Consider the following 16645-nt stretch of genomic DNA (forward strand, 5'->3'; position numbering starts at 1 on the left):
CAACGAATTGCGGCGAGAATCATCATTTTTGCTATTTTTTATACTGCATTTGCGAGAATTCACGGGCGAAACTGCTTACCTGCTGCCAATCGGTGTATTCCACTTCTTTACTGGTATCTGTTTCTCCGCCGGTCATGCGCATAATAAGTTGAATCATGACCCGATCAAACCAGCGATAGCGTGGATAACGCAGCGCTCCAGCGAAGACGCCGCAGAGTGTCGGCTGCCAAGGCGAGCTTGCCAGGAACTTACGCACATAAGAATTGGTTTGGGGCGTGCGCTTCTCCGGTTTGCGCGCCGTCAGGTTCACGGCAAAGAAAGCGCTCGGCATAGTATTCAATTGTTCCAGGTGTTGGGTGATGAACTTCGTCAGCACTTTATCGAAGTGCCCATAACGAATAGAAGCTCCGATCATGACCTGTTGGTACTGCCCGAGATCGATATTCCCTACTAATGCCAGATCCTGTACGTCACAATTGACCATCGCGGATAATTCATTAGCCATATAAGAAGAAATAGCCTGAGTTTGCCCATCACGGCTGGAGTAAAGTATCAATGCCTTCATAACTACTTTTTCCTAATTCAAAGTTACTCGCGCCAGAATGTTGGCGTAAACAGTACCAGTAGGGTGAATACTTCCAATCGACCAAACAACATGGTTATCACCAGTATCCATTTAGCTGCGGCATTCATTGAGGTGAAGTTATCTGCTACCACCCCCAAGCCCGGCCCAAGGTTATTCAGCGTCGCAGTGACGGCAGCAAAAGCAGAAAACTCATCCACACCGGTAGCAATGATCGCCAACATACTAATGATGAACACCAGTGCGTAAGCAGAGAAGAATCCCCAGACCGCTTCCAGAATACGTTCCGGTAGCGCACGACGCCCCAGTTTGATGGTGTAAACCGCGTTCGGGTGAACCAACCGCTTTAATTCTCGCGAACCCTGCAGATACAGTAAAAGGATACGAATCACTTTAAGGCCACCGCCGGTTGAACCTGCACAACCGCCGATAAAAGCGGAACATAATAGAAGGATAGGAAGGAATAGCGGCCATTTGGCAATGCTATCGGTAGTAAAGCCCGCGGTCGTGGCCATAGATACCACTTGGAAAAACGCCTGATTCAGAGTTTCCAGACCGGATTTGTACACGCTGTGCTGCCACAAAACCAAAGTACAAACGACTACCAGCGTCAGTTGTACAAAGATAAACATCCGGAATTCGGGATCGCGCCAATACACTTTCAGGCTGCGCCCGCTCAGTACGGCAAAGTGCAGGCCGAAGTTACACCCCGAGATCAGCAAGAAGATGGCAATGATAGTGTTAATCGTTGGGCTGGCGAAATAACCGATACTGGCGTCATGAGTTGAGAAACCGCCAATAGCTATAGTTGAGAAACTATGCGAAATCGCATCGAACACCGACATCCCCGCCCCCCACAGGGAAAGCGCGCAGGCAATGGTGAGGAGCACATAAATAAGCCACAGGGTTTTTGCCGTTTCCGCAATTCGCGGTCGCATTTTATTATCTTTCAACGGCCCCGGCATTTCTGCCCGATACAGCTGCATTCCCCCGACGCCCAATATGGGCAAAATCGCTACGGCCAACACGATGATTCCCATTCCCCCCAGCCATTGCAGCATTTGCCGATAGAACAGAATGGCCTTGGGTAAAGAATCCAACCCGACCAGCGTAGTAGCGCCGGTCGTTGTCAGGCCGGAAAACGATTCGAAAAAGGCATCGGTAACCGAAAGGTTGGGTCGCTCAGAAAAAAGAAACGGCAAAGCCCCGACGCTGCCCAGCACCGTCCAGAACAGAACCACAATCAAAAAGCCCTCGCGAGGCTTCAGTTCATGTTTCTGTTTACGGTTGGGAAGCCAGAGAAACAGGCCAATCACCAGGGCAACAAAGAAGGTTTGACTGAAGGCACGACCGGCACCATCACGATAGATCAACGCCACCAGTCCGGGAATAAACATAGTTCCGGAGAATAAGATGACCAGCAGACCAACAATACGGGTTATGGCACGAAAATGCATTCCGGCACGTTCCTTAGCAATTCACTTGGATGGGGATTATTGCGAAATGGGCGTCAATTGCAACGAACCACGACTCAGATCGCGTAATTTCTCCCCGACCTGACTGGCCTGAGTCGCCGGTAAAGAGAGACGGAGATTGACCTGCGCGCCATAATTACCCTGTAAAATCTGACCATCAACCTGTTGTAGCAGTGATTCCACCATCGCCAACTGCGCGTAATCACATAACAAAGTATATTCCACCTGCGGCACTTTATACTTTACTTCGATTTGTTTCAGCGCTTGCTGCACTCCGCTGCCGTAGGCTTTGACCAGCCCGCCGGTGCCCAGTTTTATGCCGCCGTAGTAGCGAACGACCACTGCGGTTATTTCACCGATATGACTCCCCATCAGCTGTGCCAGTATGGGTTTACCCGCGGTTCCCGATGGCTCGCCGTCGTCCGAAAACCCTAGCTGCTGAGAATCTGTCGGTGCGCCAGCGACAAAAGCCCAGCAATGATGCCGGGCCGTTGGGTGCTCTTCTTTTATCTGCTGAATAAATGCTTTGGCTTCATTCACTCCGTTGGTATGTGCCAGCAGAGTGATAAAACGACTTTTCTTGATTTCTTCAGTGACGCTGACGGAAGCCGCCGGAATAAGAAAAGGCTGCATTAAGCCAGATTCAGATCGCGCGTCATATTCTCAACCCGCTTTTCATGGATAACGATATTGTCTTCAATACGGATGCCGCCATAAGGTTTCATCGCATCAATACGTTCCCAATTAAAATGCTTGCTGAACTCGCCGCTACGCCAAGGTGCCAATAGTGACTCAATGAAGTAGATACCCGGCTCGATGGTTAATACCATGCGCGGTTCGAGAATTCGGGTGCAACGCAGATACGGATACTTCGACGGTGCAGCCAGATGGCTACCTGTATCATCCTGCATAAAACCAGCCGAATCATGTACCTGTAGACCTAACGGATGACCCAAGCCGTGTGGCAGGAATGGGCAGGTCAAACCTTGTTCGACCATCGCTTCTTCACTGATATCCACCACTAATTTATGGGTGCGTAACAGTTTGGCCAAACGTTGATGCATTTGCAGATGGTAATCGGTATAGCGCACGCCGCTTTTAATGGTGCCAATCAGCGCCAGTTGTTCGGCATTCAGATCTTTGATTAACGCCGCAAAATCGCTTTTGCCGTTCGCCGCATAGGTTCGGGTCAAATCTGCCGCATAGCCGTTGTATTCCGCGCCAGCATCCATCAAAAAACTGCGCATTTCGGCCGGTGGTTGATGCTGCAATTTGGTGTAATGCAGCACCGCAGCATGCTCGTTCAGCGCAACGATGTTGTCATAAGGGACATCGGTATCGCGATGACCGGTTGCCATCAGATAGGCCAGATTGATATCAAACTCGCTCATGCCAGACAGAAAAGCTTCGTGAGCGGCGCGATGCCCAACTACCGCAGTTTTTTGCGCTTCACGCATACAAGTAAGTTCATAGTCGGTTTTATACGAACGATGATAGTGGAGGTAATCCAACACCGGCTTCGGATTGATATTTTCCATCGAGATACCCAAGCCACGAGCACGCTCCTGCGCATAGCCAATATAGGCAACTCGTTGACGCTGTTGTGGTAATAAACCAGCGATATCATCCGCTTTAGTTAACGGGAATATTTCGATGGATTTGGTCCAGAAGCTATCAGGCAAAGGTTCCACGCAGTGCCAGTAATCCACCGGTGAATAGAACCATAATTTTGGCGTATTAACACCATCGACCCATAACCAGCAGTTCGGTACTTCAGTCACCGGCACCCAAGCTTTAAACTGCGCGTTTGCCTTAAACGGATAATCGCGGTCATCAAGGAAAATGCGCTGCAACTCCCCGGAATGAATCAGTAAAGCATCAAGCTGATTGCGCTCTAATACTTCACGCGTGCGTTGCTGTAGCGTGGATAAATGTTCGTTATATAAAGAAGCCAGCGTTTCCATCAAAGTACCCTTTGCCATTAGAACTTCAGGTTTTTTATCTTATCACAGTCATCGGAGCCGTGTTTTATCTACGCTTAACCGTGGGATTGCCCACTAAATCCTTAATAATCATTACTTATAGCTAGATTCGCGGGGAAAAATCTCGTGGAAATTACGTCATTATATTATCGATGACAGCAGGATATCGTTCAAACTTAGCTGCCAATGAAATAATTAACCAGCATATAAAACAACAATAAATATTATATATATCAATGTATTCACCAAACCTTTGTGATCCTTGCTGCAAAAAACCAAACTCTTATTTGCATTTATTTAACAAAAAAACCACACTTCCTGAATATCTGGTCATACCAGATCACATGCGCTTATTCAGGAGATAGATATGCTCTACCAAAGCGAAACGCTACAGCTGCACTGGCTTGAAAACGGTATTGCCGAGTTGGTGTTCGATGCACCTGGCTCTGTCAATAAACTAGATACCAAAACCGTGGCCAGTTTAGGGGAAGCCCTAGGCGTGCTGGAAAAACAAACTGAACTCAAAGGGTTGCTGCTACGTTCCAATAAAGCAGCCTTTATTGTCGGTGCGGATATCACCGAATTTCTCTCTCTGTTTAATGCCCCGCCGGAAAAACTGCATGAATGGCTGGTTTTTGCCAACAACACCTTTAACCGACTGGAAGACTTGCCGGTTCCGACGCTGTCCGCGATCACAGGCTATGCGTTAGGCGGTGGCTGCGAGTGCGTGTTAGCCACTGATTTTCGTATCGCTTCCCCAGAGGCTCGCATCGGTTTGCCTGAAACCAAACTGGGCATCATGCCTGGCTTTGGAGGCTCCGTGCGTTTACCGCGCCTGTTGGGAGCCGATGGCGCATTAGAAATTATTGCAGCAGGTAAAGATGTTAACGCAGCCGAAGCGTTGAAAATTGGGCTGGTTGATGCCGTAGTCACTCAGGAAAAACTGATTCCGGCCGCATTGAGCATGTTGAATCAGGCAATTGCAGGCAAGTTAGACTGGCAGGCCGCTCGTCGTCCTAAGCTGGAACCGCTGAAACTGAATTCAACCGAAGCCGCCATGTGCTTCACCATCGCCAAAGGCATGGTAATGAAAGTGGCAGGCAAACATTATCCGGCGCCAATTACCGCAGTGAAGACCATTGAAGCCGCAGCCAAATTTGGTCGTGAAGAAGCACTGAAGCTGGAAACCAACAGCTTTGTGCCACTGGCTGGTTCGGATGTAGCCCGCGCATTGGTGAGTATCTTCCTCAATGACCAATACGTAAAAGGCAAAGCGAAAAAGCTGACTAAAGGCATTACTGCGCCAAAACAGGCTGCGGTATTGGGTGCAGGAATTATGGGCGGCGGCATCGCTTATCAATCTGCGCTAAAAGGCGTGCCGGTCATCATGAAAGATATCAGCGAAAAATCGCTGGATCTGGGAATGAACGAAGCAGCCAAGTTGCTGAATAAACAACTGGAACGCGGCAAGCTAGATGGTTTAAAAATGGCGAAGACGCTCGCAACCATTCACCCAACGCTGGATTATGCCGGTATTGAACGCGCGCAGATTATCGTTGAGGCAGTAGTCGAGAATCCTAAAGTTAAGGCCGCCGTTTTAAGTGAAGTGGAAGGACTTATCGGAGAAGAGACTGTCCTCGCTTCGAATACCTCGACCATTCCTATTAATGAACTGGCTAAATCACTTAAGCGGCCGGAAAACTTCTGCGGTATGCATTTCTTCAACCCGGTTCACCGGATGCCGTTGGTAGAAATTATCCGTGGCGAGAAGACTTCGGAAAAAACTATTGCGACCGTAGTGGCCTATGCCACCCAAATGGGGAAAACCCCGATTGTCGTCAATGATTGCCCTGGTTTCTTCGTTAACCGCGTATTGTTCCCGTATTTATACGGTTTCGGCATGCTGGTACGCGACGGCGTAGATTTCCGTCAGATTGATAAAGTCATGGAGAAACAGTTCGGCTGGCCGATGGGCCCTGCTTATCTTCTTGATGTGGTAGGGATTGATACCGCTCATCATGCTCAAGCCGTTATGGCGCTCGGTTTCCCTGAACGCATGGGCAAAGATTACCGCGATGCCATCGATGTACTGTTTGAAAACCAGCGTTACGGTCAGAAAAACGGTATTGGTTTCTATCGCTACACGCAGGATGCCAAAGGCAAACCGCGTAAAGAAAACGATGATGCTATCGACGGGTTGCTGGCTCCGGTCAGCCAGCCACGCCACACTCTCAGCGACGAAGAGATCATCGCCCGAGCGATGATCCCAATGATTAACGAAGTGGTGCGTTGCCTGGAAGAAGGCATTATTGCCAGCCCGGCCGAAGGGGATATGGCGCTGGTGTACGGCCTTGGTTTCCCTCCGTTCCACGGCGGCGTGTTCCGCTATCTGGACACTCTGGGCACCACTAAATATGTGGAAATGGCGCAGCGTTATGCCGATTTGGGTGCGCTTTACCACGTACCCGCCGGGCTGAGAGCCAAAGCCGAGCGTAACGAAACCTATTATCCCGTAGCGGCAACGCTGCCTGATATCTCCACTGACCAACCGGCATGAGGTCTGAAAAAATGGAAAACGTAGTCATTATTGACGCCGTCCGTACTCCGATGGGTCGCTCCAAGGGCGGCGCATTCCGTAACGTACGCGCCGAAGATCTTTCTGCCCATTTGATGCGCGCAGTGTTAAGCCGCAACCCAGCGCTGAATGCCGGTGAAATCGACGACATTTATTGGGGATGTGTGCAACAAACGCTGGAGCAAGGCTTCAACATCGCTCGTAACGCTTCTTTACTGGCAGAAATTCCACACAATGTGGCCGCAGTTACCGTTAACCGTCTGTGTGGTTCATCCATGCAGGCTCTCCATGACGGCGCGCGCGCTATTATGGTCGGTGATGCGCAAATCTGTCTGATTGGCGGCGTGGAACATATGGGTCACGTTCCAATGAATCACGGCGTTGATTTCCATCCAGGAATGGGTCGTTCAGTGGCTAAAGCAGCCGGAATGATGGGCTTAACCGCTGAAATGCTGGCAAAAATTCACCAGATTAGCCGTGAAGATCAGGATCAATTCGCCGTGCGCTCTCACCAGCGCGCTGAGGCAGCGACGCGCTCTGGCGCATTCGCCAAAGAGATTGTTCCAACCAATGGCCACGATGCCGACGGCGTATTAAAACGTTTTGATTACGATGAAGTGATTCGTCCAGAAACCAATCTCGCCAGTCTGGCTGGCCTACGTCCGGCGTTCGATCCGGTCAATGGTACGGTGACAGCGGGTTCTTCGTCAGCATTATCAGACGGCGCTTCAGCCATGCTGATTATGAGCGAATCACGCGCCAAATCGCTGGGATTAAAGCCACGCGCTCGTATTCGCTCCATGGCCGTTGTCGGCTGCGATCCGTCCATTATGGGTTACGGCCCGGTGCCAGCCAGTCAACTGGCATTGAAACGCGCAGGTTTACGCATTCAGGATATCGATTTGTTTGAACTGAACGAAGCTTTCGCCGCTCAGGCACTGTCCTGCGTGAAGGGGCTGGGTCTACGGGAAAGTATGGATGACAAAGTGAACCTGAACGGTGGCGCAATCGCTCTGGGCCATCCATTGGGCTGCTCGGGTGCAAGAATTTCCACAACCTTACTGAATTTGATGGAACGTCGCGACGCCCAGTTTGGCCTAGCGACTATGTGCATTGGTTTAGGCCAAGGCATTGCGACCGTGATTGAACGCGTTTGATTAAAACAAACTGTAGGACCCGTTAATTCGGGTCCGTACCACCGCTGTACCTGGAGTTTAGTTGCCGTATTTTCCCGCCTGTCAGGGGCGGGCTTTTTTTGTTCCGGCAAAACGGTAACCGGAACACAGCGATAAAACCGTCAGATAAAGGCGAACGCATCGCCGTAAATATGCGCTTCCTGCGCACCGCGCTCTGCACAGAAACGTTCGCGAGCTATTTTGGCCATTTCAAAACGGCCAGCAATGTAAATATCCTGCTCCGCCAATGAACCATAATCCTGCAACACTGCACTTAATACCGTGCCCGTTCTGCCACGCCATTCGTCTTCTGGCTGTTCCACCACGGGAATGACCTTCAACTGAGGGTATTTGATCGAGAGCGCTTCCAGCTCGCTTAAATCATAAAGATGCTTGGATTCACGTCCGCCCCAATAAATCGATACTTCCCGATTTGGTTTTTCAGCCAGCGCCGCCAGCAGAATGGAACGGGCATAAGAGAAACCGGTGCCGCCCGCAATCAGGATCATTGGACGCTCGCTGCCTTCGCGGAACCAAGCTTCGCCGTGTGGAATATCCACATCCAACGTTTTCTCTTTCAGAATGCGATCCATCACCGCCATCGCATACAGATTTAACTCAGATGCGCCAATATGCAGCTCGATATAAGCCTGCTCTAATGGCGTTGACGCCATAGAGAATGGGCGCTTATCACGCTCATCCATCACCACCATCAGGTATTGACCAGCGCGGAAAGAAAACGCCGATTCTGGTACCAGTTGCACTCGGTATACCGTATCGGTAATGGCCTCTACGGAGGTTACTTTACAGCTCAATGTCGTCATGCGTTCCCTCTGTCGGGTCATCAAATGCAAAACTATGGACAAAAATCACGCAATCAGCGCTCAGGCTCTTTGTCACTGAATATGGCAAGCTCATCCCAGATCGCATCTACACGCGTGCGAACCTGCTCATCCATCTTGATAGGACGGCCCCATTCACGAGGGGTTTCTGCTGGCCATTTGTTAGTGGCATCCAGCCCCATTTTCGATCCAAGACCGGAAACCGGCGAGGCGAAATCCAAATAATCTATTGGGGTATTTTCAATTAATACCGTATCGCGCGCTGGGTCCATTCGGGTGGTAATCGCCCAAATCACGTCATTCCAGTCTCTGGCATTAATATCATCATCACAAACAATAACAAATTTGGTGTACATAAACTGTCGTAAAAATGACCACACGCCCATCATTACGCGCTTAGCATGACCCGCGTATTGTTTTTTGATTGTGACAACCGCTAAGCGGTAGGAACAGCCTTCCGGTGGCAAATAGAAATCAACGATTTCCGGAAACTGTTTTTGTAAAATAGGCACAAAAACTTCATTCAGCGCCACGCCCATCACCGCTGGCTCATCCGGCGGACGGCCGGTATAAGTGGAGTGATAAATCGCGTCTCTACGCTGAGTGATATGCGTCACGGTAAACACCGGGAAGCTGTCTATTTCGTTGTAATAACCGGTATGGTCGCCATAAGGACCTTCTGGCGCAATATGACCCTGCTCAATATATCCTTCCAAAACGATTTCTGCACTTGCAGGAACTTCAAGATCGTTGGAAATACATTTAACCACTTCGGTTTTATGCCCGCGTAATAAACCGGCAAAAGCGTATTCGGATAAGGTATCGGGAACGGGAGTTACGGCAGCCAGAATAGTTGCGGGATCGGCACCCAGCGCAACCGAAACCGGGAAACGTTCACCGGGGTGCGCCTCGCACCATTCCTGATAATCCAGCGCACCGCCACGGTGGGATAACCAACGCATAATTAGCTGATTTTTACCTAACACCTGTTGGCGATAAATACCGAGATTTTGCCGTTCTTTATGTGGCCCACGAGTGATCGTTAACCCCCAGGAAACCAAAGGCGCGGCGTCTTCAGGCCAGCAATGCATCACCGGAATGCGGCTGAGATCCACATCATCACCCTGCCAGATTTGCTCCTGACAAGGGGCTGAACTCAGACGCTTGGTCGGCATATTCAGCACTTGTTTGAATTTGGGTAACTTATCGAATAAATCGCGGAATCCCTTCGGCGGATCCGGTTCTTTCAGGAAGGCTAACAGTTTACCAACATCGCGCAATGCGCTGACATCTTCTTGCCCCATGCCCATCGCAACCCGTTTGGCTGTACCAAACAAATTACAAAGCACCGGCATCTCATAGCCTTTAGGGTTCTCGAACAACAACGCGGGGCCGCCAGCACGTAAAGTACGATCGGCGATTTCTGTCATTTCCAGATAAGGGTCAATCGGCTGGGTTATGCGTTTAAGCTCCCCCCTCTGTTCCAGCAACGAGAGGAAGTCGCGTAAGTCACGGTATTTCATGATGATCATTATGGCGGCCACAGGATGGGCCATTATAGGCTGTCTTTATAGCAGTTGCTGTCTTTTTGTTAAAAATGTATACCTGCTCGCTGTAAATGTAGAATCGCCATCCTCCAATAGTATTTTTACACTAGAAATCATGGTTTGCGAGTGGGCAAAGCCATGATTCTAGTCAGGTCTTTATCTGTCACTGACGGCGACTTGTAGATATCAGGTACGCCTCAGCGCGAACAGCCAATGTGGGATCATCACTGACACGAATCCCCTGCGGCAGCACTGTTGGAATAAATACTTTTTTATCGCATTGCTGATCGGTAACTGTCTCGATAAATAACCGCCCCATATTTACCTCACGCCGTTCAGCCGGCCAGGACTGCGTCGGGTCAATCAAATTATCACCTTTCTGCGCTACGATGGCGTACAGGTCGTATTCTATAGGCCCCTTGGCTAGGCGTTGCCGCAATTCCTCTTGCAAGAAATCCGGCGACTTTGCCTTCGCCTGCTCATCGCTTAACCCTTGCCGTCCTTCCACCGGCTCCATACGCCAGCGAACCGCATACTGGGACTGATCTTTATAAGTGATAAAGGTACTCCCGCCCCAATAGGGAATTGTAGCGTAGCTGGCAGGGACGGGCTGTGATGCAACATACTGAGCTTGGCGCAAAGTATGAGGATGGGATTGGTTAAATGTGTTCAATCGCTCTGGATTGGGCTTTCCTGTTTCGGGATCTGGCGTCCTGACCTTTAAAAACTCGATAAATTCCTGCGGGGTTCGAGCAAAAAAGAAAGGGGATGAGATCATAACTAACTGCCAGCGAGAGTGCTTCGTATTAACCAGCTCAAACGCCAGTCCACGCAAGTTTTTGGCGTTATCGGCGGCCTTAGGATTCCCCCCTCCGATTGAAAATCGACCGACAACATCAGACTGCTCGTTTTTACGCAATAAATCAGCCTGTGAAAGTTCAGTCCCTTCACCGCTGGCGATAAACTTACCTGAAAAACAAAAGCCTTTAGCATGGGACGCCCGCTGTTTACTGTGTCGGCCGAATACATCATTTAGAGCGTTAACCATCTGCTCAGCGGTGATTTCTTGGGGAACTGCGCCGGAAACGCTTGGCAAGCAACCAAAAGTAATTAGACATGAGAGCAAGGAAAAACTAACTTTTCGCATCGATTTTCTCCAACCATTTCTATCTTAGCTGTAATGAATCGCGACCATCATTACTGCATATAATTTAGAAAATTCTCTCATTTCAAGCGGGCTATGTTATTTAACTAATCATTAAAAATATTAGTAAAACTTACATCCATTGGTGCTTTCAGATGCGCGATACAAACTTTCCTATTATCCAAACAGGAGCAAACCAATCCGCAGCAAGACATTGCATTCAATTGGAACTGCTCCTGGCTGAAAAAAAATTATTGGCAATAGAATGGAACCCAATCCGCTAGCGGCCGAGTATCGTGATATTCCTGCGGCTCCTCGCCGTGATGGAATACTTTAAAACCCTTATCTAGCACGCTGAAATAGCTTAGCTCGTTGCCGCTAACGTGCAGCAGACTGCCCTCGCGTAAAGCCACGACTCTCTCGCCTGGATTAACCGCGCAAAACTCAGCTAATCGCTCATCTCGCGTTTCTCCCATATGGCCACTGATATGCGCATCAATATAATGTGGATTAATTTGCAGCGGGAATAGCCCCAGCGACGGTAAAACAACGCTATTACGAACCGGCATATCATTAGTGGTACGAATACTCGGCGTAGCCACGTTACATCCTGCGCTCCAACCGACATAAGGCACATTGCGCTCGCGAACCACTCTCTGGATAGGAACGATCAGCCCTTTCTCATGCAGCATCTGATTTAGCATCCAGGTATTGCCGCCGCTGATTAAAATGCATTCCGCTTCGCCAATAGCCGCTACAGGGTCGGCGGCATGGTGAATACTGGTTACAGTGATGCCTAAGGTTTTTTCCAGTTCCTGAGCGCGTTGATCAAAATCGCTGCGGATCAATGCATAAGGGATAAGAACTGCTGAGGTAATTTTCCGGCTAGTGAGCATCACCCGAATACGATCTTTGGCATAACCAAGCAGTTCTGCGTCACCCGATACCTTGCCGTTACTCAGCAAAAACAACTCCATGACTCTCTCCTTTTACTATTCAACAGGACATATCTACATTAACTCGAGGCGACAATTCAGTTACACCGAGGATTAATAGGTTAGCCTTACTTATATCTGATTTCATATTTCAGGGTTGTGATACCTGCTGGGAAATCTGGTGTGCATGAATTAATTCACCATCACTACAAGGTATTCAATACTATTTTCAGCGGCTATATATCTGTTATCGCATTTGATATGCTGATGGATAGGATCTCGAGGCATATGAAATCATGGAATCTTGGTATTTATTATATTGTAAACGCGGACAAATCTTGCGAGCCAAAGAGCATTTAGAGCGTCAGCAAGTGGTGTGCCAAACGCCTATCGCTGCGGTCGAGAAGATTATTCGGGGCAAGCGTAAAGTGGTAGACGAGCCTTTGTTTCCCAATTATCTGTTCGTAAAATTTGATCCTGAGTGCATCCATACCACGACGATCAGCTCAACGCGGGGAGTCAGTAATTTTGTGCGTTTTGGCGCAGGGCCGGTTGTTGTCTCAGATTCGATTATTCAAGCTCTGCTCAACTATTCTCAGGAAGTGATTATCGATCCTGACACGCCTGCTTCTGGGGACAAAGTCCAGATTACTGAAGGGATTTTCGAAGGGTTACAGGCCATTTACGCAGAGCCAGACGGCGAAACGCGCTCAATGTTGCTTCTCAAAATCCTGAACAAAGAAGTTAGTCAAAGCCTGAGCAACAACCAGTTTGAGAAAATCTGATATCAATCTGAAAACATGACGAGGCAAGCGTGCTATAGCGCCTGCCTCGATATTAATGTCTAGCGCTGCATATGCTCATCATGCAGCCACTGAGCAACCTGCTTAGCGAAATAGGTTAATACCCCATCCGCGCCCGCACGTTTAAAGCATAGCAATGATTCCATTACCGCTGGTTTTTCCTGTAGCCAGCCGTTTTGAATCGCCGCCATATGCATCGCATACTCGCCAGAAACCTGATAAGCAAAGGTCGGAACGCCGAAAGTATCTTTAACACGGCGCACCACGTCCAGATACGGCATACCCGGTTTCACCATCACCATATCTGCGCCTTCCTGCAAGTCCTGCGCAATCTCTTGCAAAGCTTCGTCGCTATTGGCTGGGTCCATTTGATAGGTCTTTTTATTGCCACCTTTCAAATTGCCGCTCGAGCCAATCGCATCGCGGAATGGACCGTAGTAGCAGGAAGCATATTTTGCCGAATACGCCATGATTTGCGTATTAATCAACCCTTGAGCTTCCAGACAATCGCGAATCGCGCCAATCCGGCCATCCATCATATCGCTCGGCGCAACAATTTCAGCCCCCGCTTCCGCATGAGATAGCGCCTGACGCACCAGAATATCTTTGGTTATATCATTGATAACATAGCCATCTTCATCAATGATGCCGTCCTGACCGTGGGTGGTATAAGGGTCTAATGCCACATCGGTCAACAACCCTAGCTCCGGCACTGCGTCTTTTAACGCACGTACCGCTCGCTGCACCAAACCGTCAGGATTATAAGCTTCCTCTGCGTGTAAAGATTTGAAGCTCGACTCAATGACAGGGAACAGAGAAAGCACGGGAACACCAAGTTTCGCGACAGCTTCAGCTTCCTTCACCAGCAGATCGATAGTCATCCGCGATACGCCCGGCATAGAAGGCACGGCCTCTTGTCGGTTAGTACCTTCCATCACAAACACGGGATAAATCAGGTCATTAACCGTCAGTTGATTCTCGGCAACCAGGCGGCGACTGAAATCGTGGCGACGAACGCGGCGCATACGACGACCTGGAAAAGTACCCGGAAATGCATAGCTCATTTTTCTCTCCTAACTCAAACCAACCGGAAAACCCGGCGAGCGTTTTCAGCAGTTTTCTGTCCTAGCCATTCAGGGTCTTCTTCTCGCCAGGCAGCAACCTGCCGGACGATGTGAGGCAGAAAACAGGGTTCATTGCGACGAGATGCAGGTTTAGGATGAAGATCCCGGGGCAATAAATAAGGGGCATCAGTTTCCAACAATAAACGTTCGGCAGGAATACGTGGCAATAAGGCTCGCAGCTCAAGACCACGGCGTTCATCACATACCCAACCGGTCATACCCACTGACAAACCCAGCGACAGACAATCATCCAACTCCGAAGCCGAGCCGGTAAAGCAGTGCACGACAGCCGCGGGGAGCTTTTCCAGCCAGGGAGACAACAGATGGACAAAGCGATGATGAGCATCGCGGCAATGTAAAAATACTGGCAGTGACAGTTCGGCTGCAAGAGCCAGTTGCGCAGTAAATGCCGTCTCTTGCTCTACAGGTGTAGAAAAGTTGCGGTTAAAATCCAACCCGCACTCCCCTACAGCGACGACAGAAGGTGAAGCCGCTAGAGCATGAATTTGCTGCTCAACCGACGCGTTCCAACTACTGGCATGATGGGGATGAACGCCTGCCGTTGACCAACAGTAATCAGGGTACTGGGCCGCCAATAGTGCAGCTTCATGGCTTTCTTCTGCGCTGGTGCCGGTAATCAATAGACCAGCGACTCCTGCTTCTTTTGCTCTTTCAACCACCTGATGTCTATCTTTAGCAAACTGTGTACTGGTTAAGTTGACGCCAATATCAAACATGGTTATCCCAAAACAGAAGCCGCCCAAAGGGGCGGCTTGACTTGTAAAACTGAAGCTTAAGGTGCTTTAGGTTGGTCTTCCTCGTCCTCATCCTCTTCTTCTGTCACCGGACGACGCTGCTTACCGACATAAAAACGGGCAAAAAAGACGCCAACCTCAAACAGAAGATACATTGGAATCGCGAGTAACGTTTGTGAGAAGACATCGGGCGGGGTCAACAACATCCCCACGACAAAAGCGCCCACGAGTACATAAGGACGTTTTTTCTTCAAATCTTCGGGGCTGGTTACGCCACTCCAACACAATAAGATAATCGCGATTGGCACTTCAAAGGAAATCCCGAAGGCCATAAACAAAGCCATAACAAAGCTGAGGTAATTATTGATGTCTGTCGCAATCATCACGCCTTCCGGCGCCGTTTTCGCAAAGAAACCAAAAGCCAACGGGAAAACGATAAAGTAGGCAAATGCCATTCCCAGATAGAACAGCAGGCTGCTGGAAACCAGCAACGGTGCCATCAAGCGTCGCTCATGCTTATACAGCGCCGGTGCGATAAATGCCCACACCTGATAAAGAATCATTGGCGCGGCAACAAAAACCGACACCATCATGGTGAGTTTTATCGGCGTAAAGAATGGCGATGCGACATCGGTCGCAATCATGCTGGCACCTTGCGGTAGCTGCTTTATCAACGGCGCTGAAACTAACTGGTAGATATCATTGGAAAAATAAACCAATGCTAAAAAAACCACCAATACGGTGATTATGCAATTCAATAACCGCTTACGCAGTTCTATCAGATGACTGATAAGAGGTTGGGTATCATCAACAGCCATGTTTACCGATCGCCGCCTGGTTGGTTAAGACTAGGTTGTTTAGAAGCTGGCTCTGCATGGGATACCGGCGCAGAGTTAACCGAATTCGCCACTACCACATCAGTTTGATCCGCCGCCGCAGCGGGCGCTTTATCTTCCGAATGGCTTTCTACGTGGTGCTTTTCGAGATTAACTGGCGCTTCCGGCGCTTTCACCGGCGCAGAAGCAACTGTCGCTGACTCCGCAGGAGTCACGCCATCATGAATAGCTTCCGGATCGGTCACTAGCGGGTTATGAATGGTATGCTGCTCCAGCGCCGAATCCGGCCGGTAGGAACGCTTCAGCGATTCCGCCGCATCCTTTAACTCATCCATGGAAGCCTTTAGCTCAGGAGTCAGATTTTGCAGGCCCGCCTGTTCGGCTTTTTTCAGGCTATCCTGAAGTTCCTGCAATTTGAGTTCCTGAGACAGCTCATTTTGGACCGTAGCAGCAAGCGAACGCAATGCGCGGATCCAGCCAGCCACGGTTCTTACTGCTACCGGCAGACGTTCAGGGCCAAGTACAACCAGGCCAATGACCATTACCAGCAGCAGTTCACTAAACCCGATGTCAAACACGGTTTATACCTGCTCTTTGTTCTGACTCTTAGACTCTTCAGCTTTTACTTCTGGCTGCTTATCGGTAATAGTCTTCGTTGTAAAATCAGCGTCGTTACTGGTCTTTTCAACGTTTGTCGGAGTCTGGGTATCGTCACCAATCGCTTTTTTAAAGCCTTTGATGGAAGCACCCAAGTCAGAACCTAAAGTCCGCAGCTTGTTAGTACCAAACAGCAGAACAACAATTACGGCAATGATTAACAGTTGCCAAATACTGATACCACCCATTTCAATCACCTCTATTAACAGGGG

General features: G+C 49.4%; 16 protein-coding genes. 3 read left to right on the forward strand and 13 right to left on the reverse strand.

From position 1 onward, the window contains the following. Window positions 1-31: 31 nt before the first annotated feature. The 4 genes from hemG to pepQ are packed head-to-tail and all read right to left on the reverse strand — an operon-like array spanning window position 32 to window position 4022. Window positions 32-565: a menaquinone-dependent protoporphyrinogen IX dehydrogenase gene (gene hemG, locus ACQ4OC_RS12555; protein WP_064514266.1), complete on the reverse strand. Its 534-nt coding sequence runs from the start codon at window positions 563-565 to the stop codon at window positions 32-34. A 23-nt stretch (window positions 566-588) separates the two neighbouring features. Beyond that, complete coding sequence (trkH, locus tag ACQ4OC_RS12560; RefSeq protein WP_064514267.1) at window positions 589-2040, reverse strand: Trk system potassium transporter TrkH; 1452 nt, start codon at window positions 2038-2040, stop codon at window positions 589-591. Window positions 2041-2076: 36 nt separating this feature from the next. Further along, window positions 2077-2691 carry an IMPACT family protein gene (locus ACQ4OC_RS12565; RefSeq protein ID WP_064514269.1) on the reverse strand — a complete coding sequence of 205 codons (615 nt, stop codon included), beginning with the start codon at window positions 2689-2691 and terminating at the stop codon, window positions 2077-2079. Next, a complete protein-coding gene (pepQ, locus tag ACQ4OC_RS12570; protein WP_430971228.1) occupies window positions 2691-4022 on the reverse strand; it encodes a Xaa-Pro dipeptidase in 1332 nt (443 codons plus the stop codon). Before pepQ ends, ACQ4OC_RS12565 begins: the two co-directional genes overlap by 1 nt. A 385-nt stretch (window positions 4023-4407) precedes the next feature. Here pepQ and fadB point away from each other — a divergent pair, with 385 nt between their 5' ends. Beyond that, complete coding sequence (gene fadB / locus ACQ4OC_RS12575) at window positions 4408-6597, forward strand: fatty acid oxidation complex subunit alpha FadB (RefSeq protein ID WP_064514273.1); 2190 nt, start codon at window positions 4408-4410, stop codon at window positions 6595-6597. Between the two features lie 11 nt (window positions 6598-6608). Then, window positions 6609-7772 carry an acetyl-CoA C-acyltransferase FadA gene (fadA, locus tag ACQ4OC_RS12580; protein ID WP_064514275.1) on the forward strand — a complete coding sequence of 388 codons (1164 nt, stop codon included), beginning with the start codon at window positions 6609-6611 and terminating at the stop codon, window positions 7770-7772. A 140-nt stretch (window positions 7773-7912) separates the two neighbouring features. Here fadA and fre read toward each other — a convergent pair whose 3' ends face one another. The 4 genes from fre to pepE all read right to left on the reverse strand — a co-directional run bounded on the left by fre (window position 7913) and on the right by pepE (window position 12300). After that, complete coding sequence (fre, locus tag ACQ4OC_RS12585; RefSeq protein ID WP_064514277.1) at window positions 7913-8614, reverse strand: NAD(P)H-flavin reductase; 702 nt, start codon at window positions 8612-8614, stop codon at window positions 7913-7915. 53 nt (window positions 8615-8667) lie between these two features. Then, on the reverse strand, window positions 8668-10164 hold the full coding sequence (gene ubiD, locus ACQ4OC_RS12590) for a 4-hydroxy-3-polyprenylbenzoate decarboxylase (RefSeq protein ID WP_064518312.1): 1497 nt from the start codon (window positions 10162-10164) through the stop codon (window positions 8668-8670). A gap of 178 nt (window positions 10165-10342) precedes the next feature. Beyond that, complete coding sequence (locus ACQ4OC_RS12595; RefSeq protein WP_064514279.1) at window positions 10343-11326, reverse strand: catalase family peroxidase; 984 nt, start codon at window positions 11324-11326, stop codon at window positions 10343-10345. A 248-nt stretch (window positions 11327-11574) separates the two neighbouring features. Continuing rightward, window positions 11575-12300: a dipeptidase PepE gene (pepE, locus tag ACQ4OC_RS12600; protein WP_064514281.1), complete on the reverse strand. Its 726-nt coding sequence runs from the start codon at window positions 12298-12300 to the stop codon at window positions 11575-11577. 254 nt (window positions 12301-12554) lie between these two features. Between pepE and rfaH the strand changes: the two genes are divergently transcribed. Further along, on the forward strand, window positions 12555-13043 hold the full coding sequence (gene rfaH, locus ACQ4OC_RS12605; protein ID WP_064514283.1) for a transcription/translation regulatory transformer protein RfaH: 489 nt from the start codon (window positions 12555-12557) through the stop codon (window positions 13041-13043). 59 nt (window positions 13044-13102) lie between these two features. Here the strand turns inward: rfaH and hemB are convergent, their stop codons facing one another. The 5 genes from hemB to tatA are packed head-to-tail and all read right to left on the reverse strand — an operon-like array spanning window position 13103 to window position 16621. After that, a complete protein-coding gene (gene hemB / locus ACQ4OC_RS12610; protein WP_064514285.1) occupies window positions 13103-14125 on the reverse strand; it encodes a porphobilinogen synthase in 1023 nt (340 codons plus the stop codon). 14 nt (window positions 14126-14139) lie between these two features. Then, window positions 14140-14922, reverse strand: coding sequence for a 3'-5' ssDNA/RNA exonuclease TatD (gene tatD / locus ACQ4OC_RS12615; protein WP_064514287.1), 783 nt, complete (start codon window positions 14920-14922; stop codon window positions 14140-14142). A 56-nt stretch (window positions 14923-14978) separates the two neighbouring features. Next, a complete protein-coding gene (gene tatC / locus ACQ4OC_RS12620) occupies window positions 14979-15758 on the reverse strand; it encodes a Sec-independent protein translocase subunit TatC (protein WP_064514289.1) in 780 nt (259 codons plus the stop codon). Window positions 15759-15760: 2 nt separating this feature from the next. Continuing rightward, window positions 15761-16354 (reverse strand): Sec-independent protein translocase protein TatB, encoded by a 594-nt coding sequence (gene tatB, locus ACQ4OC_RS12625; RefSeq protein ID WP_064514291.1) that lies wholly within the window; start codon window positions 16352-16354, stop codon window positions 15761-15763. A gap of 3 nt (window positions 16355-16357) precedes the next feature. Beyond that, the gene (gene tatA, locus ACQ4OC_RS12630; RefSeq protein WP_049601001.1) at window positions 16358-16621 is read right to left on the reverse strand and encodes a Sec-independent protein translocase subunit TatA; all 264 of its coding nucleotides are present in this window, start codon (window positions 16619-16621) and stop codon (window positions 16358-16360) included. Between the last annotated feature and the right edge of the window lie 24 nt (window positions 16622-16645).

The organism is Yersinia sp. J1 (genome assembly GCF_050586585.1).
Taxonomy (GTDB): domain Bacteria; phylum Pseudomonadota; class Gammaproteobacteria; order Enterobacterales; family Enterobacteriaceae; genus Yersinia; species Yersinia entomophaga.